Annotated in this window: 21 protein-coding genes and 1 tRNA gene; 8 read left to right on the top strand and 14 right to left on the bottom strand. The window is 69.6% G+C overall.

Annotated features, from left to right (window positions below; genetic code table 11):
* Positions 1-9: 9 nt before the first annotated feature.
* From LXT13_RS03505 to LXT13_RS03490, 4 genes are read right to left on the bottom strand one after another with little or no spacing between them, the layout of a single operon-like run.
* Positions 10-1,353 (bottom strand): HlyD family type I secretion periplasmic adaptor subunit, encoded by a 1,344-nt coding sequence (locus LXT13_RS03505; protein ID WP_233370213.1) that lies wholly within the window; start codon positions 1,351-1,353, stop codon positions 10-12.
* The gene (locus tag LXT13_RS03500) at positions 1,350-2,012 is read right to left on the bottom strand and encodes a hypothetical protein (protein WP_233370212.1); all 663 of its coding nucleotides are present in this window, start codon (positions 2,010-2,012) and stop codon (positions 1,350-1,352) included. The genes LXT13_RS03505 and LXT13_RS03500 overlap by 4 nt, the downstream gene beginning before the upstream one ends.
* A 3-nt stretch (positions 2,013-2,015) precedes the next feature.
* A complete protein-coding gene (locus tag LXT13_RS03495; RefSeq protein WP_233370211.1) occupies positions 2,016-3,440 on the bottom strand; it encodes a TolC family protein in 1,425 nt (474 codons plus the stop codon).
* Between the two features lie 13 nt (positions 3,441-3,453).
* Positions 3,454-5,118 (bottom strand): peptidase domain-containing ABC transporter, encoded by a 1,665-nt coding sequence (locus tag LXT13_RS03490; protein WP_233370210.1) that lies wholly within the window; start codon positions 5,116-5,118, stop codon positions 3,454-3,456.
* A 447-nt stretch (positions 5,119-5,565) separates the two neighbouring features.
* Here LXT13_RS03490 and LXT13_RS03485 point away from each other — a divergent pair, with 447 nt between their 5' ends.
* From LXT13_RS03485 to LXT13_RS03475, 3 genes are read left to right on the top strand one after another with little or no spacing between them, the layout of a single operon-like run.
* A complete protein-coding gene (locus tag LXT13_RS03485) occupies positions 5,566-5,907 on the top strand; it encodes a metal-sulfur cluster assembly factor (protein WP_233370209.1) in 342 nt (113 codons plus the stop codon).
* A gap of 16 nt (positions 5,908-5,923) precedes the next feature.
* Positions 5,924-7,057 (top strand): hypothetical protein, encoded by a 1,134-nt coding sequence (locus tag LXT13_RS03480; RefSeq protein WP_233370208.1) that lies wholly within the window; start codon positions 5,924-5,926, stop codon positions 7,055-7,057.
* Positions 7,054-7,278: a DUF3079 domain-containing protein gene (locus tag LXT13_RS03475; RefSeq protein WP_233370207.1), complete on the top strand. Its 225-nt coding sequence runs from the start codon at positions 7,054-7,056 to the stop codon at positions 7,276-7,278. The genes LXT13_RS03480 and LXT13_RS03475 overlap by 4 nt, the downstream gene beginning before the upstream one ends.
* A gap of 40 nt (positions 7,279-7,318) precedes the next feature.
* On the opposite strand, the gene LXT13_RS03470 is transcribed toward LXT13_RS03475, so the two are convergent.
* From LXT13_RS03470 to LXT13_RS03455, 4 genes are all read right to left on the bottom strand, one after another.
* Positions 7,319-7,738 carry a BamA/TamA family outer membrane protein gene (locus tag LXT13_RS03470; RefSeq protein ID WP_233370206.1) on the bottom strand — a complete coding sequence of 140 codons (420 nt, stop codon included), beginning with the start codon at positions 7,736-7,738 and terminating at the stop codon, positions 7,319-7,321.
* Positions 7,739-7,928: 190 nt separating this feature from the next.
* Positions 7,929-8,005 (bottom strand) — tRNA-Val (locus LXT13_RS03465).
* Between the two features lie 46 nt (positions 8,006-8,051).
* Positions 8,052-10,301, bottom strand: a complete 2,250-nt coding sequence (locus LXT13_RS03460; protein ID WP_233370205.1) for a RelA/SpoT family protein — start codon at positions 10,299-10,301, stop codon at positions 8,052-8,054.
* Complete coding sequence (locus LXT13_RS03455; protein WP_233370204.1) at positions 10,298-11,179, bottom strand: alpha/beta fold hydrolase; 882 nt, start codon at positions 11,177-11,179, stop codon at positions 10,298-10,300. Before LXT13_RS03455 ends, LXT13_RS03460 begins: the two co-directional genes overlap by 4 nt.
* 54 nt (positions 11,180-11,233) lie before the next feature.
* Here LXT13_RS03455 and LXT13_RS03450 point away from each other — a divergent pair, with 54 nt between their 5' ends.
* A complete protein-coding gene (locus LXT13_RS03450) occupies positions 11,234-12,007 on the top strand; it encodes a 3-hydroxybutyrate dehydrogenase (RefSeq protein WP_233370203.1) in 774 nt (257 codons plus the stop codon).
* Positions 12,008-12,013: 6 nt separating this feature from the next.
* Here the strand turns inward: LXT13_RS03450 and LXT13_RS03445 are convergent, their stop codons facing one another.
* Positions 12,014-12,703 (bottom strand): SIMPL domain-containing protein, encoded by a 690-nt coding sequence (locus LXT13_RS03445; protein WP_233370202.1) that lies wholly within the window; start codon positions 12,701-12,703, stop codon positions 12,014-12,016.
* A gap of 150 nt (positions 12,704-12,853) precedes the next feature.
* Between LXT13_RS03445 and ompR the strand changes: the two genes are divergently transcribed.
* Entirely contained in the window at positions 12,854-13,588 is a 735-nt protein-coding gene (gene ompR / locus LXT13_RS03440) for an osmolarity response regulator transcription factor OmpR (RefSeq protein ID WP_233370201.1), read from the top strand.
* Between the two features lie 148 nt (positions 13,589-13,736).
* Positions 13,737-15,056: an ATP-binding protein gene (locus LXT13_RS03435; RefSeq protein ID WP_233370200.1), complete on the top strand. Its 1,320-nt coding sequence runs from the start codon at positions 13,737-13,739 to the stop codon at positions 15,054-15,056.
* 54 nt (positions 15,057-15,110) lie between these two features.
* Here LXT13_RS03435 and ispF read toward each other — a convergent pair whose 3' ends face one another.
* Both ispF and LXT13_RS03425 read right to left on the bottom strand, forming a co-directional pair.
* Positions 15,111-15,602, bottom strand: coding sequence for a 2-C-methyl-D-erythritol 2,4-cyclodiphosphate synthase (gene ispF / locus LXT13_RS03430; protein WP_233370199.1), 492 nt, complete (start codon positions 15,600-15,602; stop codon positions 15,111-15,113).
* Positions 15,599-16,051, bottom strand: coding sequence for a group II intron maturase-specific domain-containing protein (locus tag LXT13_RS03425; protein ID WP_233370198.1), 453 nt, complete (start codon positions 16,049-16,051; stop codon positions 15,599-15,601). Before LXT13_RS03425 ends, ispF begins: the two co-directional genes overlap by 4 nt.
* Positions 16,052-16,337: 286 nt before the next feature.
* Here LXT13_RS03425 and LXT13_RS03420 point away from each other — a divergent pair, with 286 nt between their 5' ends.
* On the top strand, positions 16,338-17,075 hold the full coding sequence (locus LXT13_RS03420; RefSeq protein ID WP_233370197.1) for a substrate-binding periplasmic protein: 738 nt from the start codon (positions 16,338-16,340) through the stop codon (positions 17,073-17,075).
* A 30-nt stretch (positions 17,076-17,105) separates the two neighbouring features.
* Positions 17,106-19,316, top strand: a complete 2,211-nt coding sequence (locus LXT13_RS03415; protein WP_233370196.1) for a patatin-like phospholipase family protein — start codon at positions 17,106-17,108, stop codon at positions 19,314-19,316.
* A gap of 13 nt (positions 19,317-19,329) precedes the next feature.
* Here the strand turns inward: LXT13_RS03415 and LXT13_RS03410 are convergent, their stop codons facing one another.
* The 3 genes from LXT13_RS03410 to LXT13_RS03400 are packed head-to-tail and all read right to left on the bottom strand — an operon-like array spanning position 19,330 to position 22,746.
* Positions 19,330-20,433, bottom strand: coding sequence for an ABC transporter substrate-binding protein (locus tag LXT13_RS03410; RefSeq protein ID WP_233370195.1), 1,104 nt, complete (start codon positions 20,431-20,433; stop codon positions 19,330-19,332).
* Positions 20,434-20,490: 57 nt separating this feature from the next.
* Positions 20,491-21,192 (bottom strand): 2-C-methyl-D-erythritol 4-phosphate cytidylyltransferase, encoded by a 702-nt coding sequence (gene ispD / locus LXT13_RS03405; protein WP_233370194.1) that lies wholly within the window; start codon positions 21,190-21,192, stop codon positions 20,491-20,493.
* Positions 21,193-21,228: 36 nt separating this feature from the next.
* Positions 21,229-22,746 carry an acetyl-CoA hydrolase/transferase family protein gene (locus tag LXT13_RS03400; protein WP_233370193.1) on the bottom strand — a complete coding sequence of 506 codons (1,518 nt, stop codon included), beginning with the start codon at positions 22,744-22,746 and terminating at the stop codon, positions 21,229-21,231.
* Between the last annotated feature and the right edge of the window lie 23 nt (positions 22,747-22,769).

The following is a 22,769-nucleotide window of genomic DNA, read 5'->3' as shown; positions in this document are numbered from 1 at the left end:
CGGTCATCTTCATTTCCTGTCCCTCAAGGCCGTGTCCGCCAGGCCGCGGATGGGCGATAGCAGGTACTGCAGCACGGTGCGCTGCCCGGTGACCACGTCCGCGCTGACGCTCATGCCCGGACCCAGCGGCTGGCCGAAGCGCCGGGCGCTGGCCGGGTCCACTGCCGACACGACGCGGAAATAGCGCTCGCCGCGCTCGTCCACGAGGCTGTCCGCGCTGATCTCGGTCACATGCGCTTCCAGCGTGCCGTAGGTCGTGTAGTCAAAGGCGGCCACCTTCACGCGCGTGGGCAGGCCGACGCGCAGCGTGCCGCGTTCACTGGGCGTGGCACGCGTCTCCACGACGATGGCCTCGTCCTGCGGCGTCAGCTCCAGCAACGTCTCGCCCGGCTTCACGACGCCACCGACCGTGTTGCTGGCCAGCTTGTTGACGACTCCGGCCACCGGAGCAGTCAGCACGGTGCGGCGCACGCGGTCGTCCTCGGTCTTGAACTCTTCGGTCAGCCGGCGCAGCTCCACGCGCGCATCGGACAGCGCCGTGCGGGACTCGCTGCGGAACTGAGCAACCGCCTCCGCCTGGCGGGCAGACAGCTCGGCCGCGGCGGCCGCCAGGCGGGGCAGCGAGGCTTCGGTTTCGGCGATCTGCGTCGTCAGCCGCTCGACGCGCCCACGGGCGTCCAGCAGCTCGCTCTGCGAGCCGGCGTTTCGCGCCACCATGTTCTGCACCAGCGTCAGTTGCGAGCGCGCCACCTCCAGCTCGGCCTTCAGCCCCTTGGCGCGAGCGGCGGCCTCGGCGGCCTCCTGCCGACGCTGGGCGGCCTGCTCCTCCAGCACGCGCGTCGTCTGCGCAAGCTTGGCGGTGCGGGCAGCGAACGCCTCGGCCTCGGCCTGCACGGCAGGGTCGTTGGCGGATGTGCCGGCCGGCGGCTGGAAGCGGCCGGCGCCCGTGGCCTCGGCGTCCAGCCGCGCGACACGGGCGGCCAGGCCGGCCATGCGCGCACCCTTCTCGCCGCGTGACGACGCCGCCTGTAGGTCGGACACTGCCACCAGCGGCTGGCCGGCCGTCACTGCGTCGCCTTCATGCACGAAGACCTTGGACAGGATGCCGCCCTCCAGGTGCTGCACCAGCTGCTGCTTGCCGGAGGGCACGATGCGGCCCTGCGTATGCACGACCAGGTCCACGCGCGCGAGCGCCGTCCACAACAGCAGCGCGGCCATCACGCCAGCGGCCGCGTAGATCAGCGCGCGCGGCCGGCGCAGGCGGCGTGTCTGGCCCAGCGTGTTGTCGAAGTAGCCCAGCAGCAAGTCGACCGGCAGGGTCGGCGTGGCGGGCGTGGCCGGGACGGTGGTCATGGTTTCTCTCCCAGCCGCACGGCGACCGCAGGTGCCGGCGCACTGGCCTTCATGTCGATGCGGGTCACGATGCGGTCGCCCGCGATGCCCTGCGTCAGCAGCTCGTTGCGCACGGCCATCGCGCGGATGAACGCGGCACGCTGGTTCTCGCTGAGGTGGATTTCGGGGCCCAGCGCAACCACTTCCAGCCGCGATGACGGCGAGGCCAGCAGCTGCGCCTTCAACGGCGCCAGTGCGTCGGCCAGCGCCTTGGCGGCCTTCTCGTCCACGGTCAGCGCGCCGGGTGCGAAGTCCAGCTGCAGGTAATGATCGGCGGGCCTGACCTTGGCCGCCGCGGCGCTGGCCGCCAGCGGCGCCTCGTTGCCCGCGACCGCAATGCGCGTGCGCTGCGGCGCCTGCGTCTCCACCTGCGGCGGCGCGCCGGCCGCCGGCTTCTCCTTCTCCGCCGCCGGCGCGATCAAGGCCTGCCGCGCGCGGCCGAGTTCGGCCTGCTGCTCGGCGATCTTGGCCGCCATGCGCTTGGCCAGGATCTGCGCCGAAAAGCTCAACGCGATGGCCAGCACCACGATGACGAACACCATCGCGATGACCACGTTGGTCAACGCATCGACGAAGCCGGGCCAGTAGTCCCCGCCGCCGCTCTTGCCGCCGCCTGCCATCGTCTACCTCGCCACCACGGTACGCAGCGAACCTGTCAGGTGCGCGATGCGCCACTCGTTCTGCGCGGCGTTGACGACCACCTGCACCAGATCAAGCCGGCTCTGATGCAGGCGCTGGTAGGCGTCCAGCACGTCCAGCAGCTGGCGGTTGCCGCCGGTCAGCTGAGTGCGGAAGGCGTCCACCACCTTGCGGTTGGCGTCCAGCTCGTCGCGCACCGAGGCGAAGCGCTCGGTGGCCGCCTTCAGGTTGGCGTAGCTGGTTTCGAGATCCTGCAACACCCGGCGGCGCACGGCTTCGCCGCGGGCCTCCAGTTCGTTGCGGCGTGCCTCTGCCGCATGCATGCGTGCGTAGTCCGAGCCGCCATTGACCAGCGGCAAGGTCATCACCAGCATGGCCTTGCTGTCGCGCTGGTTGGATTCGGTGCCCGCCGCGTTGCGCGTCTGCGAATGGCTCAGCTCGACGGACAGCCGCGGCAGGAACGCGGCACGGCTGCCCTTACGTTCGGACTCGGCCGCCTGCTGCTCCAGCCTGGATGACAGCATCTCGGCGTTCAGCACTTCGGCATCGGCCATGGCGGCGTCGGGATCGATCGGCAGTTCGAGGTCCAGCGGTGCGTCCAGCGCCAGCCCGAACGGGGCAACCGACGACAGCCGCTGAAAGTTGCGCAGCGCTGCAGCCAGCGCCGCACGCGAGTCGGCCAGGCTGGAGCGCACGTTGGCCACGCGGGCGGTGATGCGCTCGCGCTCCGCCGGGCTGGCACCACCGGCAGCGACCCGGTCGCCGATGTAGCGCAGCAGCTCGTTCAGCGACGCCTCATAGGTCTGGCCCAGCTCGACGCTGACACGCTGCTGCAGCACGGCGAACCAGGCGGTGCCGGTATCCAACAGCGTCTGCGACTCGACGCCGGCCAGCTGCACCTCGGCGGATGCGGCCAATAGCTCCTGGCGCGACCATTCGTGGCGTGCCGCCTCGTCGACGAGCGCCTGGCTCAGCACGGCGGAGTTGTCGGCGCGGCCGAGGTTGTTCGTCGCGTCGGGCGTCTCGAAATGGCCGCGGCCGATGGAGGCACGAGTCTCCAGTTTCGGCAGCAGCGCTCCGCGTGCGGCCTTGCGGGTGTAGTCGAAGCTCAGCGAGCGGTAGCGGGCCGCGGCGACGTCGGGGCTGTTCTGCCAGGCCAGCTGCAGCGCCTCGCCCAGCGACATCGGCGGGCCATTGCCGGCCAGGGGCAGCACGGGCGGCAGCCCCAGCAACTGCTGGAGTCCAGCCACGCGCGGTCTGATGACCTCCGGCGCGGGCGCCTGCGCAGCCGCCGACGCGGCGACTGCCGGGGCCGGAACCGCCGCCGGCTCGGTCTGGGCAGCCACCCACAGGGGCGCGACACTGAGAAGCAGCAGGCTGCTCAGATGACGCGGGGAGAACAAGGGCATCGGTCGCATTCCTTCAGACGGTGGTCGTGCGCGGCGCGGGCGTCCGGGGGGTCACCGCGCCGGGGGCCAGCAGACGCTGCGGCGGCGCATCCGCCACAACGCGGCCGCGGTCGAGCACAAGCACGCGATCGCAGACCTGGATCAGTTCTGCGCTGTGCGTCGCGACGACGACGCAGCACCCGTCTTTCCAGCCCGGCAGCGCGGCGATGAGGCCTTCCTGTGCCTGGCGGTCCAGGCCCAGCGTGGGTTCGTCGAGCAACAGCAGGTCGGAGCTCTGGTGCAGTACGCGCGCCAGCGCCAGCATCTGCCGCTGGCCGCCCGACAGCCCTGCGCCGTTGGAGCCCAGCTCGGTGTTCAGGCCCAGCTCGCCGCGGTCCAGCTGAGGGCCGAGGCCGGCGACGCGCAGTGCGCGCAGCAGTTCAGCCTCGCGGGCGCCGTCTTCGCCGGGCGCCACGATGTCCTGCAGCCGCCCGGCCAGGAAGCCCGGCTCCTGCGGCTTGTATGCCACGGCACCGGCCAGCCAGCGGCGGGTCAGGTCGTCGCTGACGACGCGACCGCCGAGCGCGAACTGACCCGACGTCGGCACCAGGTGACCCGCGAGCAGTCGCAGCAGCGTCGACTTGCCGGCGCCCGAACTGCCGACGACGGCGACCATCTCGCCGGGTTTCAGCGTGACCGTCACGTCCGACAGCACTGCTGGCTTGTCCGGGTAGGCGAAGCCGACACCAGCCAGCCTCACGCCTTCGGCCGCCGCGGCACCGAGCGGACCGCCGGTATCGCGGTCCGGCAACGTGGCGGCGTCCAGCGCGACGGTCTGAGCCATGTCGCGCAGCGCGCGCATGAACTCCTGCCAGCGCAGCATGACCGGCGCGAACATGCAGATCGAGCTGACGAGCCGGCCGCCCAGCATCGTCGTAGAGATGAGCCCGCCGACGCTCAGCGCCTGGGCCTCGATGCGGTAGACACCGGCCACCAGCGTGAGCACCGTGCAGGCCGACATGCCGACCGGCAACAGCTGCTGGCTGACCTGCTGCCAGACCCGGGCGCGCGACCCGGCACGGGCGGCGGTGGCCGACGGTTCTCGCAGCCCCCGCTCGGCCACGCGCGCGGCCGCCGCCGACATGACGCTCTCACGCGCCAGCAGTACGTCGACCAGCCAGCTCAGCTTGGTGCTGGCCGCCTGGGAGGCCACGCGCGAGCGCCGCGCTGCGGCCGCCTGCAGCACGCCACCGGCGCCCAGCAGTGCCAGGCCGACGCCGATCGGGATCAGCACGAGCGGCCCAGCGATGACGGCAAGCACGATGGCGAACAGCAGCGCGAACGGCACGTCGGCCAGCGGCAGCAGGAACTGCGCGGACAATACGTCGCGCGTAGCGCCAAGCTCGCGGTAGCGCGACAGCAGCGTGCCCACCTGCAGGGGTTTGGACGCCGGCGTGGCCAGCACCCCGCGCAGCAGGCGCTCGTCAAGGTGCATGTCCCAGCGCGCGCCGGCATGTTCCACCAGCAGCACCCGTGACAACCTCAACACCAGTTCCAGCGCAAACAGCAGGCCCATGCCGATGGACAGCGCCCAGAGGGTTTCATGCAGCTCGTTGCCGACGGCTTTGTCATACACGAGCATGGAAAACAGCGGCAACGTCAATACCAGCGCATTGACGAGCAGGCTCGCGACCGCCAAATCGACTAGGTGACGACGATTTGCGCGCACAAACAAGAGAATCGATTCACGCATACGTCGCAGGCTGAATACCTTCCAGCCACTCACATCGGCCTGGAGCGGCCGCACAGGCACCGGAAAGCACGGGGGGCAGATTCACCGATGATATCCACGACATACCGATCGGCAGTGCGGGGAAATCCCGCCAGAAACCCCCGTTGTTACTCCATCGACGGCCCGATGCTTCGCGCCGTTGCGGCAGTCAAATTACCCAATTGCGATTTGCGTGAAATCTGACGCAAACGTCAAAGGCTGCAGGGAAACTGGGCCTGCCAATTGCCAATTCGAAAGAGAACCAACCGCAAGGCGGGCGCCCGGGTTCTTCAACCTGTCCTTGACCAAGGTCAACCGCCACCCAACGCAGCGGCCTAGCATTGATGCAACACAAATGCATCTTTGAAGCAAGCCATGACGTCCCCGGACAAGCCTCCCTACCCGTTCACCGGGCCGGACGACCTCTACGCCCCGATCCTGCACGGCCTGCGCCGCGTGGTGGATCCGGAAGTCGCGATGAGCATCGTCGACGTGGGGCTGGTCTACGGCGTGGACGTGACGTCCGACAGGCTGCGTGTGCGGCTGACGATGACGTCCGCCGCCTGCCCCGTGGTGGACGTCATCATGGACGACGTGGGTCGCGAGATGGACAAGGTCGTGCCGGCCGAGACGGCCATCGACGTGGAGCTTGTCTGGGAGCCGCCCTGGACGACCGATCTCATGAGCGCCCGGGCCAAGGCCTTCATGGGCTGGTGAGCCGAGGGGACCCGACATGCGCAGCCCAGCGCGGCATCCCACCCAACGCGTTCTGGTGCGCCTGGCGATCGCGCTGCCTGTGATGGTATGCCTGGCCGCCGGGCTGTGGGGCGGGCTGATGCGCGCAGGCCTGCTGCCGGCCACCAGCGGCCGGGCAACGGCCGCCGTGGGCGGGCACGCGTTCCTGATGATCAGCGCCTTCATGGGCACGGTGATCGGCATCGAGCGCGCCGTAGCGCTCAGGCACACGGCCGGTTTCATCGGCCCCGTCGTCTCCGCGCTGGGCGGCATCGCGTGGCTCGCAGGCTGGGCCGGGTTGGCCGCGCAGATGGGGGCGACGGCCTCGCTGGCCTTCGTCGCCGTCAACGTCGTCGTGGTCAGGCGCCAGCCGGCGCCGCACACCGCATTGCTGCTCACCGCCGCACTCGCCTGGTGTGCTGGCAGCCTGTGGCATGGCGTGGCTCCGGAATCCGGGGCCATCATGCCGCTGTGGTTCGCCTTCCTGGTGCTCACCATCGCCGCCGAGCGGCTGGAAATGACACGCCTGATGCGGCGGCAGCCCGGCGCCTCCATGACCCTGTACGCCGTGCTTTCCGCCCTGCTGCTCAGTGGGTTGGCGAGCGCGGTGTCGGCACCGGTGGGCGGGCTGCTGTACGGCCTGTCGTTGTCGGCGCTGGCATGCTGGCTGATCCGCTTCGATATCGCGCGCCGCACCGTGCGGGCCGCCGGCCTAAGCCGCTACATGGCACTGTGCCTGCTGCTGGGCTATGCCTGGCTCTTCGTCGCCGGCGTGGCCTGGGCGGCGACGGCGCTGGGCGGCACATGGCAGGACGTGGCGCTTCACGCGCTGGCGCTCGGCTTCGTCTTCAGCATGATGCTGGGCCACGCACCGGTCATCCTGCCGGCGGTCGCCCGCGTCAAGGTTCTCTTCGGCGGGTACTACTACGTGCCGCTCGCACTGCTTCACGGCTCCCTGGCCGTCCGACTCGGCGCCGGGCATGTCGATGCCCGATCGTTCCAGGCCGGCGCGGCCGGCAATGCGATCGCAATCGCCGTATTCGGCGCCACCGTGGCGGGCTCGGCCTTCGCATGGCGACGCCTGCACGGCTCCTCCGACATCACACGCGCCGACCCGCGCCAACCGGCATGACGAAGAAGTTCCCCATCAAGCCCGCCCATCCCGAGCGCATCTGCTGGGGCTGTGACCGCTACTGCAACGCCGACGCGCTGCAATGCGGCAACGGCAGCATCGCGACACCCCATCCCTCGGAACTCTTCGGCGACGACTGGCAGTCCTGGGGGCTGGATGCGCGCCAGACCGACGGCCCGGCAGATGCGTCAGTGCCGGCTCGCGAGGTACCGCCCGCTTGAAAAGGTAGGCGGTGGGCAGATGCCGGGCGCGCAGGCGCGCCTACTTCTCGAAGCGACGGCTCAGCGACACGAAAAGCAGCGGGTCGCGATCACGGCTTTCGGAGCGCGCAGGCCCGCCGCGCACGCGACCGGCCAGTGTGGACTTCAGTGTCCAGCCGCCGCTCAGCCACCGCAGGCCCAGCCCGGCCGAGGCAATGCTGCGGCGCGGCGACGAGCCTGCGTCCCAGGGGCGGGCGTTCGTCCAGGCGCGGCCGGCGTCCGCGAACACCGAGCCACCGCCGCCCACATGCGCGCGAAGTTCAGCCTGTGACAGCCAGGCGTTGTCGCCGTTGCCCTCGCCCATCGGGTAGCCGCGCGCACCCAGGAAGCCGCCGATGCCGTATTTCGCGGAGGCATCGAGGTTGCTGCGGGGACCCTGGCCGGAGACGCGTCCGTAGGCACTGAAGCTGCCGGGCAGCATTCTGAATGCGTGCGATGTCGAAGTTGAACTGGGCGAAATGCCCGTGGGTGCCACCATGACCGCTGCGCAGCGACGGCTGGCTACTTTCGCGAGACCGCATGCTCCGCGTGCTTCGGCGGGACCGATCGCGAGAGCAAACAAAAAGCCCGACACGGAATCATCCGTGTCGGGCTTCGATTTCTTCAGAATTTGGTAGGCGCGATTGGACTCGAACCAACGACCCCCACCATGTCAAGGTGGTGCTCTAACCAGCTGAGCTACGCGCCTGAAGAGCTACGCACTATAGCATGCTTTTTCGAGGTGTCGGACAAACTCACTTCCGCCGCGCCGAACGCACGCCGGAAATGGCGCACAGGTCGCGCAGCACCTTTGCGAGCTTGGACGCATCAGCAAGCTCCAGCGTGAAGCTCATCCACGCCGTGTCGCCGCCGCCCGTGCGCGGCCGGGCCGCGGCGCCGGCCTGCAACGATTGCGTGTTGACCGCAACGACGTTCATCTTCTCCTTGGCAAAGATTTCGAGCACGTCGCGCAGCAGGCCCTGCCGATCGCTGGCTTCGACGAGCACGTCGACGGGATAGACCGGCGCGTTCTTGCCCGCACCTTCGGCGCCTCCCCAGGTGACGGCAATGACGCGCTCGGGCGAGCGGCGCTTCATCTCGGCGAGGTTGCTGCAGTCCGTGCGGTGGATGGCCACGCCCTTGCCGCGCGTGACGAAGCCCTGAATGGCGTCCGGCGGCGCCGGCCGGCAGCAGCGCGACAGCGTCGTCAGCAGCGAGTCGATGCCCACCACCAGCACGCCGCCCTTGCCCGCGGCCGTCGCACTGCGCGTGTGACGCTGCGCCAGCAGCTCGTCTTCGTCGGCGATCGGTTCGGGCGGACGCAACAGCACCTCGATGTTGCGCAGCGAGTACTCGTCCTTGCCGACGACCTCGAACAACGCATCGGCACCCTTGAAGCCCAGCCGCGCGGCCAGCTCGTCGAGCTTCAGCGCTGTCCTGCCCTCGCGCTGCAGCAGCTTCTCGACGAGCTCGCGGCCCTTGGCGATGGTCTGCGCCTGCTGCAGCGCGTTGAACCAGGCGCGCACCTTGGCCTTGGAGCGCTGGCTCTGCAGGTAGCCCAGTTCGGGGTTGAGCCAGTCCAGCGACGGGCCACCCTCCTTGGCCGCGATGATCTCGACCGTCTGGCCGCTGTGCAGCGGCGTGTTCAACGGCAGCATCTGCCCGTCGATGCGCGCACCGCGGCAACGGTGGCCGAGGTCGGTGTGCACCGCGTAGGCGAAGTCCACCGGCGTCGCGCCGGCGGCCAGCTCGACGATGGTGGCCTGCGGCGTGAAGACGTAGATGCGGTCGTCGAACAGCGCGCCGCCCTCGCCCTGCACGGCGTCGCGCTCCCACGCCAGCAGCTGGTTGAGCACCGCCTTGCGGGCACGGGCGACCTGCTCCTCGAACTCGCCTGCGGCAGTCACGCCCGCGTAGCCGCGCGCGCCGGCCTCCTTGTAGGCCCAGTGCGCGGCGACGCCGTGCTCGGCATGCTCGTGCATCTCGCGCGTGCGGATCTGCACCTCCATCGCCTGCCCGTCCGCGGCGATGACGACGGTGTGCAGCGACTGGTAGCCGTTGGGCTTGGGCTTGGCGATGTAGTCGTCGAACTCGCCCGGCACCGGCGTGTAGACCTCGTGCAGCCGCGCCAGCACGGCGTAGCAGTCGGCCACCGTTGCGACGATGACGCGCAGCGCGCGCAGGTCGAAGACGCGGTCCAGCGACAGCGCCTTGCCCTGCATCTTCTTGTGGATGCTGTAGAGATGCTTGGGGCGGCCCTGCACTTCAGCGGCAATGCCCAGCGCGTGCAGGTCCGCCTGCAGGGCCGCCTTCGCCGCCTCGATGCGCTGCTCGCGCTCGACGCGCTTTTCCTGCAGCGACCTGGCCAGCGCCTTGTAGGCCGCCGGGTCGCGGAAGCGGAACGCCAGGTCCTCCAGCTCCCACTTGATCTGCCAGATGCCCAGCCGGTTCGCTAGCGGCGCGAACACGGCCGCGGACTCGGCCGCCAGCTCCGGCGGGCAGTCGCGCTTGCTCGCGGCGTACCAGCGCAGCGTCTGCAGCCGCGACGCCAGCCGCAGCAGCACGACGCGCAAGTCCCTGGAGAAGGCAAGCAGCATCTTGCGCACGCGCTCGGTCTGCTCGGCGCGCTGGTCGGTGCTGACCTTGGCGGCCCGCGCGGCGCGCTGCATCTGCACGAGCTTGCGCGTGTGCATGACGAGGCTGGCATGACTGTCGCCGAAGGCCTTGGCGACGACCTCCTCCGGCTTGTTCAGGAAATCCGCCGCATAGACGAGGTAGGCCGCCGCCTGCAGTTCCTGCGCGGCGCCGATGGCCAGCAGGATGGCCACGACTCCATCGGCATGCGCCAGCGCGTTCTCGCCGGTGTCCAGCAGCTCGCCGCCCAGCAGCGGCTCGGCGAAGGCCCTGGCGCGGGCCACCTCGGCATTCGAGTGACCGGTGCTGTTGTCCAGCAAGGCCACGATCGGCGCCGTTGCGACGCCTTCAGGCAACGAACCTGTCTTCATGAACCGAGAAAGTCCCTCACGATGGCAATCTGGTCGTCATGTGTCAGCGTCGGTGCATGGCCGATGCCCGGCAGCTCGACGAGCCGGGCGCCGGGGCCACGCTGTGTCATCGCCTGCGCCGTATCGGCGCTCAGCAGGTCACTGTCCGCGCCGCGGATCAGCAACGTAGGGCAACGCAGCGCGTCGTAGACCGCCCACAGCGCGGCCTCGCCGGCCGCGGCGATCTCCGGCGTTACAGCGGAGAACGGCAGCGCGATGGCAGGGTCGTAGCGCATCTGCCACGCGTCGCCAATCTGCTGAAACTGCGGCGCGGAGAGCACCAGCCATTCGGCGTCGCTGTGCGGGCCGAAGCCTGCCGAAATGCTGCGAAGGTAGGCAGCCCCTTCCTCCAGCGACGCGAAGCGCTGCATCTTGCCGAGGTAGCCGCCGATACGCTGCAGCGCCTCGAAGCGGATGGCCGGGCCCACGTCGTTCAGCACGAGCCGGCGGATCAGCGGCGGCGTGCCTTCGGGCGCCGGCAGTGAGGCCAGGCCCAGCCCGATGAGGCCGCCCATCGACGTGCCGACCCAGTCCACCTGCGCCACGTCCAACCGGGCGAGCAGCGTCACCATGTCGGCCACGTAGGTGGGGATCTGGTAGCCGCCCGGCTGGCGTAGCCAGTCCGACCGGCCACGACCGACGACGTCCGGGCAGACGACGCGGTAGTGACGGCTCATCGCGCGGGCCAGCGAATCGAAATCCCGTCCCTGCCGCGTCAGTCCGTGGACACAGACGAGTACCGGCGCGTCGGGCGCCGGCCCGGCCCATTCCCAATAGGCCATGCGGTGCAGGCCGGTCGCGGTGATGCACTGCACAAAATCGAGCCGGGGTTGAGTCATGATGGGGTCTCGTCGTGATCGGAATTCATCGTAGCAAGCAGCAAGGAGCCTCCCATGAATCTGAAAGGCAAGACCGCCCTCGTCACAGGGTCCACCAGTGGCATCGGCCTGGGTATCGCGCTGACGCTCGCGCGGGAAGGCGCGAACGTCATCCTCAACGGCTTTGGCGACGTCGACGGCCCCAAGGCGCAAGTGGCCGCCCTGGGCGTCAAGGTGGGTTACCACGGCGCCGACATGAGCAAGCCGGCCGACATCGCGGCCATGCAGACCTACGCGGACGCTGAGTTCGGCGGCATTGACATCCTCGTCAACAACGCCGGCATCCAGCATGTCGCGCCGGTGCAGGAATTTCCCGTCGAGAAGTGGGACGCGATCATCGCGATCAACCTGACCTCGGCCTTCCACACGACGCGGCTCGCGCTGCCCGGCATGCTGGCCAAGGGATGGGGCCGCATCATCAACATCGCGTCGGCGCACGGGCTCGTCGCGTCTGCGCAGAAATCGGCCTACGTCGCGGCCAAGCACGGCCTCGTCGGCTTCACGAAGAGCGTCGCGCTGGAGACGGCGACGACCGGCGTGACCGTCAACGCGATCTGCCCGGGCTGGGTGCTGACGCCGCTGGTGCAGAAGCAGGTCGACGCGCTGGCCGCCAAGGACGGCGTCGACAACGACGAGGCCAAGCGAAGGCTGCTGGCTGAGAAGCAGCCGTCGCTGCAGTTCACGACGCCTGAGGAACTGGGCGCGCTGACGGTGTTCCTGTGCACGGACGCCGCGGTCAACGTACGCGGCCAGGCCTGGGCGATGGACGGCGGCTGGACCGCCGTCTGACCGGCATCAGCGCTTCAGCACGACGCTGCCGCTGACGTTGACCGTCACGGTCGCCTTGCCGGCCTCGGTCGGCAGCGATTCGTCGGCGATCCCCCTCGGGGCGGCGGCCATCTTGGCCATCATCATCGGCCGCGGTCCGGGTTCGTCGCTGGAGACGTTGACCTCCCCGATCAGGTAGTCGGCGTAGCCGAACTGCTTCGCATAGTCCGCCGCCTTGGCGCGATACCGGGCGATAGCCTGCGCGGATATCTCGCCCTCGGCCTTCTCCCGCGCCTCACGCGAGAGGCTGTAGCCGACGCGGGAAATCGATAACGTACTGATGCGACCGGACAGCTGGGCGACCGCGGCGATGTCCCGCCCCTCCACCAGCAGCTCGGCGCTGCCCTGCCAGCCGTTGATCTTGCCGGTCTTGGGGTCGTAGCGCGGCGTCAGCGAGAAGCCGCCGGTCTGCACGTCCACCTGCCCGGGCCGTGCCGCCTTGCGCGCCTCGGTCAGGGCTGCATCCAGGGCCTGCTTCAGCGCGGCCTGCACGGGCGCCGCCTCCGCGCCCTCCCTTGTCGTGGAAAAGCTCACACCCATGATGTCGCGCGTCACGTCAGCGGTGGCGCTGGCCGATAGGCTCAGGCGCTCGGTTGGCATTTCGGCGGCATGGGCCGCGCCGGCCAGGGTGAGCAGGGACAGGACGACATGCTTCATGGGGCGTTCATTCCGATTGAGGTTGGCGCCCCAGCTTAGCCCGCCCGAATGGGGGAGAAGTGGCAACGACCTGTAACCATGGCCTGAAGTCCTACAAAACGCGGTTTCAAACCTGCTCACAATGCCGCTGTTACAAATTCAGGAACCGCGATGAACAGCGCTGCGAACCCTCGCCAAAACCGCATCCTCGTCGTCGATGACGACGCCCGCATCCGCGACCTGCTGCGCCGCTACCTCACACAGGAGGGCTTCGAGGTGCTGCTGGCCGAAGACAGCCGCGCCCTCAACAAGCAGCTCACGCGCGAGACGGTGGACCTCATCGTGCTCGACCTGATGCTGCCAGGCGAAGACGGCCTGACGATCTGCCGCCGGCTGCGCGCCGCCAACGACCAGACGCCCATCATCATGTTGACGGCCAAGGTCGAGGACGTGGACCGCATCGTCGGCCTGGAAGTCGGCGCCGACGACTATCTGGCCAAGCCCTTCAACCCGCGCGAGCTGCTGGCCCGGATCAACGCCGTGCTGCGCCGTCGCCCGCCGCCGGAAGCCCCGGGCGCGCCGAGCAAGGAGCCGATGACGGTCACCTTCGGCCCGTTCGAGTTCGACCTGGCCCTGCGTCGTCTCACGAAGAACGGCGAGCAGCTGCCGCTGACGACCGGCGAGTTCTCGATGCTCAAGACGCTGGTGCGCCACCCCCGCCAGCCGCTGTCGCGCGACAAGCTGGCACAGCTGGCCCGTGGCCGCGAGTTCGAGCCTTTCGACCGCAGCCTGGACGTGCAGATCTCGCGCCTGCGCAAGATGCTGGAAGCCGACCCGGCGCAGCCGCGCTACATCCAGACGGTGTGGGGCGTGGGCTACGTCTTTGTTCCCGACGAAAACACGTGAGCGGTCCCCGGGCCGAGCGCCGGGCCGCCCCAAGCCGGCCCGCTAGGCGATGTGCTTGCGGGTCGGACCGGCAAGCATCGCCATCCCTTCGAGGCACCGATCGGGCCCGCTTGCGTCCAACGTCGCGAGGCCGGGCGAGGGGCTCGTGATGGCCAGACCGCATCTCGCGCTGAACCTGTTCTGGCGCACCTTCGCCTGGCTGGCGCTGCTGCTGGCCGGCGCGGTGCTGGCCTGGCAGTACACCTTCAAGCTGCTGGAGGCCGAGCCGCGCGCGCTGGAATCGGCTGAGCAGCTGGCCGGCCTCGTTAAGCTCAGCCGCATCGCGCTGGAGCACACCGACCCGATCAACCGCGTCGCCGTCATCAGTTCGCTGTCGCGCGGCGATACGGTACAGGTGCGCGTGGCCGAGGCGACCGACCGCTGGCTGCCCTACGACACCAGCCCCTTCGCCAAGCAGCTGGCCACGGCGTTGCGCAGCACGCTGGGCACTGACACCGTCATCGCACGCAGCGTCAACGACGTGGCGGGCCTGTGGGTGCGCTACACCGTCGGCGAGGACGCCTTCTGGCTCTACACAACGCCCACACCGCTGTCCATCACGGCGGCGGGCAACTGGTGGTGGGTGCTCATCGCGCTGCTGGCCACCATCGTCGGCTCGGCGCTGATCGCCCGGCTCATCAACCAGCCACTGCGCGAACTGGCGGAGGCCGCCGGCCGCATCCGCGACGGCGAGTACGACTCGCGGCTGGACGAGAACACGATGACCAGCGAGATCCGCGAGGTCAACATGGGCTTCAACCGCATGGCTCGCGAACTGGCCAAGCTGGAGGAGGACCGCGCCGTCATGCTGGCCGGTATCTCGCACGACCTGCGCACGCCGCTGGCGCGCCTGCGTCTAGAGACCGAGATGAGCGTGCAGGACGAGCAGGCCCGCCACTTCATGGCGCAGGACATCGACCAGCTCGACGCAATCATCAGCAAGTTCATGGACTACGCGCGGCCCAACGAGACGCAGCTGCGCGAGGCCAAGCTGAGCGAAGTCGTCGAGCGCGAGGCGCAGGGCTTCCGCGACCCCGAGCAGATCCGCATCCGCGTGCAGGTCAGCTCGACGTTGAAGGTGTTCGTCGACGACACCGAGTTGGGCCGCGTGCTGCTGAACCTGTTCGAGAACGCCCGCCGCTACGGCCATGAACCGGGCGAGCCGGCCCGCGTGGACGTCAGCGCAACGCGCCAGGGCGCCTGGGTGGAGCTGCGCGTGCGCGACCATGGGCCCGGCGTGCCGCCCGACCGCCTGGTGCGGCTAACGACGCCGTTCTACCGGGGCGATGCGGCCCGCACGGCCGCCAGCGGCGCGGGGCTGGGTCTGGCCATCGTCGAGAAGTCGGTACAGCGCCTGGGCGGCGAGCTGACCATCAGCAATGCCGACGGCGGCGGGCTGCAGACGGTGCTGAAGCTGCAGGCTGCGTGAGCTGAGCCCCCGTCGGGCCGCGGACGCTGAACGCGGCGGCCCGGCGCTCGCCCCTCAGGCCGACGCGAGCAGGCAGACGGCGCGCGCCTCGATGGCGCGGCCCTCGCCCACCGGGCCCATCTTCTCGGCCGTCTTGGCCTTCACGTTGACACGGGCCGGCTCGACGCCGAGTACCTCGGCCAGCCGCTCGCGCATCGCCGGGATGTGCGGCGCCATCTTGGGCGCCTGGGCAACGATGGTCGTGTCGACGTTGACGAGCTGCCAGCCGGCCTCGCGCACGCGGCGCCAGGCCTCGGCCAGCAGCACCATCGAATCAGCGCCCTTGAATTCGGCCGCCGTGTCCGGGAAAAGCTTGCCGATGTCGCCCAGGCCGGCGGCGCCAAGCAGCGCGTCGGTGATCGCATGCGCCAGCGCGTCAGCGTCGGAATGGCCCAGCAGGCCGTGGGTGTGCGGGATCGTGATGCCGCCGAGGACGAGCGGCCGGCCGGTGACGAGCTGGTGGGTGTCCCAGCCCTCGCCGATGCGCAGGGAAGAGGCAAACGTCATTGGTAGATGTTGGCCCGGTTTGGGGCCCGAAGGTCTAAAACAAAGCCAACACCCCCTCTCAAACCGTGCACGCGGATTTCCCGCACACGGCTTACCGGTGGTCGGTCAGCTCGCAGCATTACGCAGGCCTCCTGCGAACAGGAGCCTTGCTGAGATAGCGGATTGTCCCCGCGCAAGCGATACAGCCCCAGGCTTTCAAAGAAATCGCGATTCCACTGCTTGGCTTGGCCGGCCTTCAGGCTGCGCCCCGCGCGCTTGAGCCGCAGGCTCCTCAGCCGCTTCGCCACGTAATCGTCTACGTCGATGAAGTGATTGGCCGCGTTGCCCGTGCGCAAGTGGTTGCCCCAGCCACGCAGCACCGGATTGAGCGCGCCGATCACGTCGCGCAGATCCTTATGGCACTGCCCTCGCTGGGTCAGCCCCCGCACCCGCTCGCGCACGCGGTTCATGGCCTTGTGGCTCGGCCAGCTCCGCAGGTAATACCGCTGAGGCCATGCTGCTGCCAGAGCCTTCCGCTCATGCGCTTGTGCAAATGGCAGCCCAGGAAGTCGAAGCCCGTGCACCCCGGCGCACCGACGCCTACCGGGACGGGACTCTCACCCGTTGGAGTGGCGCAGCGCGCATCAACACTCCCGTCCTCCGGAGAGTTCAGTCGAGTCTTTGCTTCGTGACGGACCATACGCGGATTCTCGGCGCAACGGCCGCAACCCACCGCCTGGTCTCTAATCTCGCCCCATGTCACCCGCCCGTCCCTCCACGCTTCGACGCCTGTCCGCGCTGGCGCTGGGCGGTCTGCTGGCCACCCCTGCCGTGGCGGCACCGCTCAAGCTGCTGGTCTTTCCCTCCCCCGGACTGTTCGACGTGGGCGCGGACGGCAGCATCAGCGGCCCGGGCGGCGCGCTGCTTGTGAAGATCGGCAAGGTCAGCCAGGTGGCGTTCGTGGCCGAGAGCCTGCCGGCTCCGCGCGCGTGGGCCGCCATCCAGGCCCAGCCGCAGAGCTGCATCGTCGGCGTGGTGCGCACGCCCGACCGCGAGGCGCACTTCCAATGGGTCGGCCTCGTCTCGCGCGCCGACTTCGTCGTCTACGGCCGCGAGGATCAGCCTGCGCCGCCCGCCGCAGCGGCGACGCTGGACGCATTGCGGGGCCAGCCGGTCGTCGCCATCCGCGACACCACCAACGCGGCACAGCTGCGCGAGCACGGCGTCGTCGCCACTGAGGTCAGCAGTGCGCTCACGGCGCTACGCATGCTGCAGGCGCGCAGGGTGGACTACTGGTACTCGCACCAGCTGGTGGCCGAGCCGGCCGCACGGGCGTCGGGCGGGCCGCCCATCAAGCGGCTTTTCAGCACGGCCCGCATCGACGGCTACCTGGCCTGCAACACCGAAGTGCCGGTCGACATCACCGAGCGCCTGCGCCAGGGCCTGCTGCGCCTGCGCCGGCAGGGCGACCTGGCCGCCTTCGGCCTGAACTGAAGACGCCATCGCCTGCTATGGTGCCGCGCCATGCGCCGCCCCAGTCTTCGCCTTGCGCTCGCCGTCCTGACCCTCGCCGGCACGATCGCCCCCGTTCTCGCCCAGACGCCACCGCCCGCACGGCCGAGGATAGGCCTCGTGCTGTCGGGCGGCGGCGCGCGCGGCCTGGCCCACATCGGCGTGTTGCGCGTGCTGGAGGAAATGCAGGTGCCGGTGGACCTGATCGTCGGCACAAGCATGGGTGCCGTCGTCGGTGGTGCCTACGCGTCCGGCCGCAGCGTCGACGAGCTCGAAACGCTGGTGAAGGGCGCCAACTGGAACGCCATCCTGTCCGACCGCCCGGCGCGCGACCGCCTCGCCATCCGCCGCCGCGAGGATGACGAGCGGCTGCCGTCGCGCATCGAGTTCGGCTTCAACCTTGAACGCGGCGCGATGCTGCCGGGCGGCGCCGCGGCCAACGGCCAGCTGGAGGCCACGTTGTCGTCGCTGCTGCCGGCCACCCGCGCGGACGACCCGCTGCGCCGCCTTCCCGTGCCATTCCGCGCCGTCGCTACGGACCTGCTCTCCGGCGCGATGCTGGACCAGGCCGACACGCCGCTGTTCGAGGCGCTGAGAGCGTCCATGGCCGTGCCGGGCGTGTTCTCGCCGCTGCGCATCAACGGCCGGCCGCGCGTGGACGGCGGCCTCGTGCGCAACCTGCCCATCGACCTCGCGCGGGCGCTGGGGGCCGACATCATCATCGCCGTCAACGTAGGCACGCCGCTGCTCGAGGACCGCGAGATCACCAGCGCGGTCATGGTGGCCAACCAGATGCTGCAGATCCTGACCGAGCAGAACGTGCAGCGCTCGCTGCGCGAGCTGACCGCACAGGACATCATCATCGACCCCGACCTGCCCGGCATGGGCTTCATGGACTTCCAGCGGGCCGACGAAGCCATGGCAACCGGCCGACGCGCGGCGCTCGCCGCCGGCGAACGCCTGACCGCCCTCGCCTCGCCTGCGGCCTTCGCCACCGCCCAGGCCCGGCGCCTAGGGCTGCCGGAAGCCGCGCTGCAGGCGCTGCCGCTGGGCGAACTGAGGATCACCGGCACCAGCCGCGTGAACCCCGAGGCGCTGCGCGCCGAACTAGGCCTGCAGCCGGGCGAGCCGGTCAGCCGCGCCGACCTGAACCGTGCCGTCGAGCGGCTGGACGGCACCGGCGACCTGGACCGTATCGAGACCGAGATCGACGACCGCGATGGCCGGCGCGACGTGATCTTCAAGCTGACAGAGGCCGACTGGGCCGCCAGCCGTGTGCGGCTCGGCCTGGAGCTCTACAGCAACTTTGCCGACGCCAGCAGCTACTCGCTCGTCGCGATGCACGTGGCCGACTGGCTCAATTCATGGGGCGGCGAGCTGCGCAGCGTCGCCCGCATCGGCTCCACGCGTGGCCTTAACTCCGAGTTCTACCAACCGCTCGGCCCGGGCTCGCGCTGGTTCACCGCCGCGCGCCTGGCTTACACGGCCGGCAGCAACGACATCTTCGACCAGGGCCAGCGCGCGCTGCGGCTGTCCAGCAGCCTGGCCAGCGCGCAGCTGGAGCTGGGCCACCGCATCGCCGGCCTCGGCGACCTGCGCTTCGGGCTCGGCCGGCTGCGCGCCAGCGACGAGGTGGTGCTGCCCGTCGTCGCCGACAACCTGCGCTCGCAGAACTACAGCCAGCAGTACGTGGAGCTGCACACCGACACGCTGGACTCGCTGGCCTTCCCGAGCCGCGGCCAGTGGACGACCGCGCGCATCGAATGGCTGCACCCGCGGGGCGAGTCGCGTGTCATCAACGCGTCGCTGCTGGGCCTGTCGGCGTTCCGGCTCGGCGAATGGGCCGGCCAGCTGTACGGCGAATTCGCCCACGCCGAACGCGGCCAGACGCGCTCGCTGGGCGGCTACCTGCGGCTGTCCGGCACGCCCGACGGCTCGCTGCTCGGCGAAAACATGGCGCTGGCGCGAGTCGTCATGGCGAGGCGCATCGGCGAGATGCCGGTGGGCCTGGGTGGCGCGGTGCGCGTGGGTTTCTCGCTGGAGAGCGGCGCCGTCGGCCCGGGCGCGGGCCTGAAGCTGGCCAACCTGCCGCGCAGCGGCTGGAAGCAGGCCGTCAGCGGATTCCTCAGCGTGGACACGCGCTTCGGTCCGTTCTTCCTCGCCGCGGGCGCGACGCGCAAGGGTGAGTCGGCCTTCTACCTGCTGCTCGGGCCGACCTGGTGACGTCGGCCGTGGCCTAGTGAACGAAGCGGTTGCCGCGCGACAGGATGGCCAGGTCCACCCAGTTGCTGCCGTGGCGATTGCCGCCGGCATAGTTCAGCGTGAAGCCGTTAAGGTCCACGTGGCCCAACGTGCCCATCGTGGAGAGCAGGCTCTCGCGCGTGACCTTGGGGCCGGCCTTCTTCAAGGCCACGACGAGCGCCTTGGCGGCGATGCAGGACTCCAGCGATGTGTAGTTCAGCGCAGCCCCGTTGAGGGCGCGCAGCGCATCGGCGCATTCCTTTACTACTGGGCGAGAGGCATGGCTGGCCGCCGTCGGCGAAGGCATCACCTGGGCGACGACCGTGCCGCGTGCTGCGCCGCCGACGCCTTCGGCCAGCTCGTCCGGGTTGACGAATGACAACGCAGCGACCGGCACGTTGTTGCCGATCTCGTTGCTGATCCTGAGATAGTCGGCCACCGGCGGGTGCTGCGTCGTGACGAACACATAGTGCGGCGCATCCTTCAGCAGCGCCGTGACGCCGGCCCGGTCGAGCGGCGCGCCGCGCTTGATCGCCACACCCTGCGGCTTGGCCAGGCCGGCCGATGCGAAAGCGGCCACGACGGCATCGTGGTTGCTGCGCCCGACCTCGTCGTCGTAATACAGCACGACCGACTTGACGGCACCGACCTCCCGCTTGGAAGCGATGATCTTGGCCGCCTCGTCCTGATAGGACGCACGCACCGTGTAGACGCTGGGATGGTTGCGGATGTCCATCGCGCCACTGAACGGCGCAAAGAACAGCATGTGCTGCTTGCCCACCAGCGGCAAGGCATCAAGGCTGGCGGTGGCGGAGCTGTAGCCGAACAGGGCGAGCGCCTTGTGCTTGTCGAGCAGCAGCTGCGTGTTCTCCGTCGCACGCTTGCGGTCGTTCGCGTTGTCCAGCGTGATGAGCTGGATGGGCCGTCCCAGCGCGTTGCTCGCATTGGCCCTGGCGAAGACCGCCAGCGCGCCGTCGCGCATGTCCCGCCCGATGTCGGCGGTCGGCCCGCTCAAGGCCACGGACTGGCCGATGACGATGTCCTCCGCCGTCGCGCTCAAGGCGATCAGCGCCAGCATGGCAGCGCCCCATTTCTTCATGGCCGTCTCCGTTCGTTGTTTTGTACGGTCCATTAGCTCACCGAGCCGGCGCCCTAGTCAACGGCGGGCCGCCAGCAGCCTGTTGGCGAGCGTGAAGTCCTCCGGCCAAGTGACCTTGAAGTTCTCCATGGAGGCCCGCACGAGCCGCGGCCGGAGTCCCAGCGCCTCGACGGCGCTGGCTTCGTCGGTGGCGGCCGCGCCCATGGCCTGCAGCGCGCGTTCGACCCGCCCGAGGCGGAACATCTGCGGCGTCTGCGCAGCCCACTTGTCGCGGCGGTCCACGGTGGCCGAGACGCGGCTGTCGGCATCGCCAGCCTTCAGTGTGTCGGCCACCGGCTGAGCCAACAGGCCGCCCACATCGTCGTGCTCGCAGGCGTCGATCAGCGCATCGACCCACTCGGGGCGCAGCAGGCAGCGCGCCGCGTCGTGGACCAGCACCCAGTCATCGTCAGTCGCGCCGCGGCGGCGCAACTCGGCCAGGCCGCCCAGCACGCTCTCCGCGCGGCTGGCGCCGCCCACGCGAGCGACCCACGCGGTGCAGCCAGGCAGCGCCGCCTCGAAGCGGTCATCAGCCGGTGACAGCACCACCAGCGTTTGTGCGATGCGCGGCACCGCGGCCAGCGCGGCCAGCGTGTGAGCCAGCATCGGCAGGCCGCCAATGTCGACGTATTGCTTGGGGCCGGCAGCACCGGCGCGCTCGCCGATGCCGGCGGCGGGAACGAGGGCAAACAGGCGCGGAACGTGCGCGGAAGATGTCATGCCAGCATTAGAGCAGCGCCGCTTTCGGCAGCCACATCACGGCAGCATGCGCCCTTGCTGCAGGTAGCGCAGGTGCCAGGAAAAGGCCTCGCCCAGCAGGTGCGGCGTGTGCTTGCCGGGCGCGTCGCGGCAGGCACGGTCGAAGTAGTCGCGCAGCAGCGGCCGGTAGTCGGGGTGGGCGCAGCGCTCAATGAGCAGCCGGGCCCGCTCCTTGGGCGACAGGCCGCGCAGGTCCGCCAGGCCTTGCTCGGTAACGATGATCTGCACGTCGTGCTCGGTGTGGTCCACATGGCTGACCATGGGCACGATGCACGAGATGGCACCGCCCTTGGCGACCGACGGCGTCATGAAGATGGACAGGTAGGCATTGCGCGCGAAGTCGCCTGAGCCACCGATGCCGTTCATGATGCTGGAGCCCATCACGTGCGTGGAGTTCACGTTGCCGTAGATGTCGCACTCGATCATGGCGTTCATCGCGATCAGGCCCAGGCGCCGGATCAGCTCCGGGTGGTTGCTGATCTCCTGCGGCCGCAGCACGATGCGCTGGCGGTAGAAGTCCAGCTCGCGCTCGAAGCGCGCCTGCGCCGCCGGGCTGAGCGACAACGCCGTCGCCGAGGCATGGCTCAGCTTGCCGCTGGCGAGCATGTCCAGCATGCCGTCCTGCAACACCTCAGTGAAGGCGCTGAGCTTCTCGAAGGGGCCGTCGTTCAAGCCGGCCAGCACCGCGTTGGCGATGTTGCCCACGCCGGACTGCAGCGGCAGCAACTGTGGCGACAGCCGGCCGCGCGAAACCTCGTGCGACAGGAACTCCACCAGGTGGCCGGCAATGGCCTGGGACACGGCATCCGGCGCATTGAACGCGCTGTTGCGGTCGGGCTGGTCGGTCTCGACGACGGCGACCACCTTGTCCAGGTCGCAGCGCAGGTAGGGCTCCCCAATGCGCTGGTCCGGTGCGGTCATCGGGATGGGCTTGCGGTGCGGCGGCAGCGCGGTGCCGTAGTAGATGTCGTGCATGCCCTCCAGCCCGGCCGGCACGCGACGGTTCACCTCCAGGATGATGCGGTCGGCCTGGTCCAGCCACGTCTTGTTGTTGCCCACCGACGTGGACGGGATCAGCCGCCCGTCCGGCAGGATTCCGGCCACCTCGATGACGGCGACATCGAGCTTGCCGAAGAAGCCGAACCACACGTACTGGGCCACATGGCTGAGGTGGATGTCGGTGTACTCCATCTCGCCGAGATTGATGCGCGCCCGGCCCTGCGGGTCGCTTTGGTAAGGCATGCGTAGCTCGACGCCGTTGACCTTGGCCAGCGCGCCATCGAGTTCTGGGGCCGTGGACGCGCCGGTCCAAAGCCCGATGCGGAAACTCTGGCCCTGCGCGTTGAGGCGGCCGATGCGCTCCGCCAGCGCCTGCGGCACGGCCTTGGGATAACCCGCGCCGGTGAAACCACTCATGCCCACGTGGGCACCGGCGGGCACCAACGCCGCGGCGGCCTCGGCGGTCATCACGCGCTGGCGCAGGCCTTCATGCTGGATACGGGAGGAAATGGACATCGGTACGGCCAAAACTGCAAAGC

The organism is Pelomonas cellulosilytica (genome assembly GCF_021353265.1).
Taxonomy (GTDB): domain Bacteria; phylum Pseudomonadota; class Gammaproteobacteria; order Burkholderiales; family Burkholderiaceae_C; genus Pelomonas; species Pelomonas cellulosilytica.
Note: the sequence above shows the minus strand (reverse complement) of the source record. Positions and strands in the feature narration are given on the sequence as shown.

Bases quoted from the DNA above. Each gene is read 5' to 3' on its own strand.
- LXT13_RS03470 (WP_233370206.1), bottom strand. From the start codon at position 7,738: ATGCTGCCCGGCAGCTTCAGTGCCTACGGACGCGTCTCCGGCCAGGGT.
- LXT13_RS03415 (WP_233370196.1), top strand. From the start codon at position 17,106: ATGCGCCGCCCCAGTCTTCGCCTTGCGCTCGCCGTCCTGACCCTCGCC.
- LXT13_RS03420 (WP_233370197.1), top strand. From the start codon at position 16,338: ATGTCACCCGCCCGTCCCTCCACGCTTCGACGCCTGTCCGCGCTGGCG.
- LXT13_RS03455 (WP_233370204.1), bottom strand. From the start codon at position 11,179: ATGACTCAACCCCGGCTCGATTTTGTGCAGTGCATCACCGCGACCGGC.
- LXT13_RS03505 (WP_233370213.1), bottom strand. From the start codon at position 1,353: ATGACCACCGTCCCGGCCACGCCCGCCACGCCGACCCTGCCGGTCGAC.
- LXT13_RS03500 (WP_233370212.1), bottom strand. From the start codon at position 2,012: ATGGCAGGCGGCGGCAAGAGCGGCGGCGGGGACTACTGGCCCGGCTTC.
- LXT13_RS03445 (WP_233370202.1), bottom strand. From the start codon at position 12,703: ATGAAGCATGTCGTCCTGTCCCTGCTCACCCTGGCCGGCGCGGCCCAT.
- LXT13_RS03425 (WP_233370198.1), bottom strand. From the start codon at position 16,051: ATGAACCGCGTGCGCGAGCGGGTGCGGGGGCTGACCCAGCGAGGGCAG.
- LXT13_RS03460 (WP_233370205.1), bottom strand. From the start codon at position 10,301: ATGAAGACAGGTTCGTTGCCTGAAGGCGTCGCAACGGCGCCGATCGTG.
- ispF (WP_233370199.1), bottom strand. From the start codon at position 15,602: ATGACGTTTGCCTCTTCCCTGCGCATCGGCGAGGGCTGGGACACCCAC.
- LXT13_RS03410 (WP_233370195.1), bottom strand. From the start codon at position 20,433: ATGAAGAAATGGGGCGCTGCCATGCTGGCGCTGATCGCCTTGAGCGCG.
- LXT13_RS03435 (WP_233370200.1), top strand. From the start codon at position 13,737: ATGGCCAGACCGCATCTCGCGCTGAACCTGTTCTGGCGCACCTTCGCC.
- LXT13_RS03475 (WP_233370207.1), top strand. From the start codon at position 7,054: ATGACGAAGAAGTTCCCCATCAAGCCCGCCCATCCCGAGCGCATCTGC.
- LXT13_RS03400 (WP_233370193.1), bottom strand. From the start codon at position 22,746: ATGTCCATTTCCTCCCGTATCCAGCATGAAGGCCTGCGCCAGCGCGTG.
- LXT13_RS03495 (WP_233370211.1), bottom strand. From the start codon at position 3,440: ATGCCCTTGTTCTCCCCGCGTCATCTGAGCAGCCTGCTGCTTCTCAGT.
- ompR (WP_233370201.1), top strand. From the start codon at position 12,854: ATGAACAGCGCTGCGAACCCTCGCCAAAACCGCATCCTCGTCGTCGAT.
- ispD (WP_233370194.1), bottom strand. From the start codon at position 21,192: ATGACATCTTCCGCGCACGTTCCGCGCCTGTTTGCCCTCGTTCCCGCC.
- LXT13_RS03450 (WP_233370203.1), top strand. From the start codon at position 11,234: ATGAATCTGAAAGGCAAGACCGCCCTCGTCACAGGGTCCACCAGTGGC.
- LXT13_RS03485 (WP_233370209.1), top strand. From the start codon at position 5,566: ATGACGTCCCCGGACAAGCCTCCCTACCCGTTCACCGGGCCGGACGAC.
- LXT13_RS03480 (WP_233370208.1), top strand. From the start codon at position 5,924: ATGCGCAGCCCAGCGCGGCATCCCACCCAACGCGTTCTGGTGCGCCTG.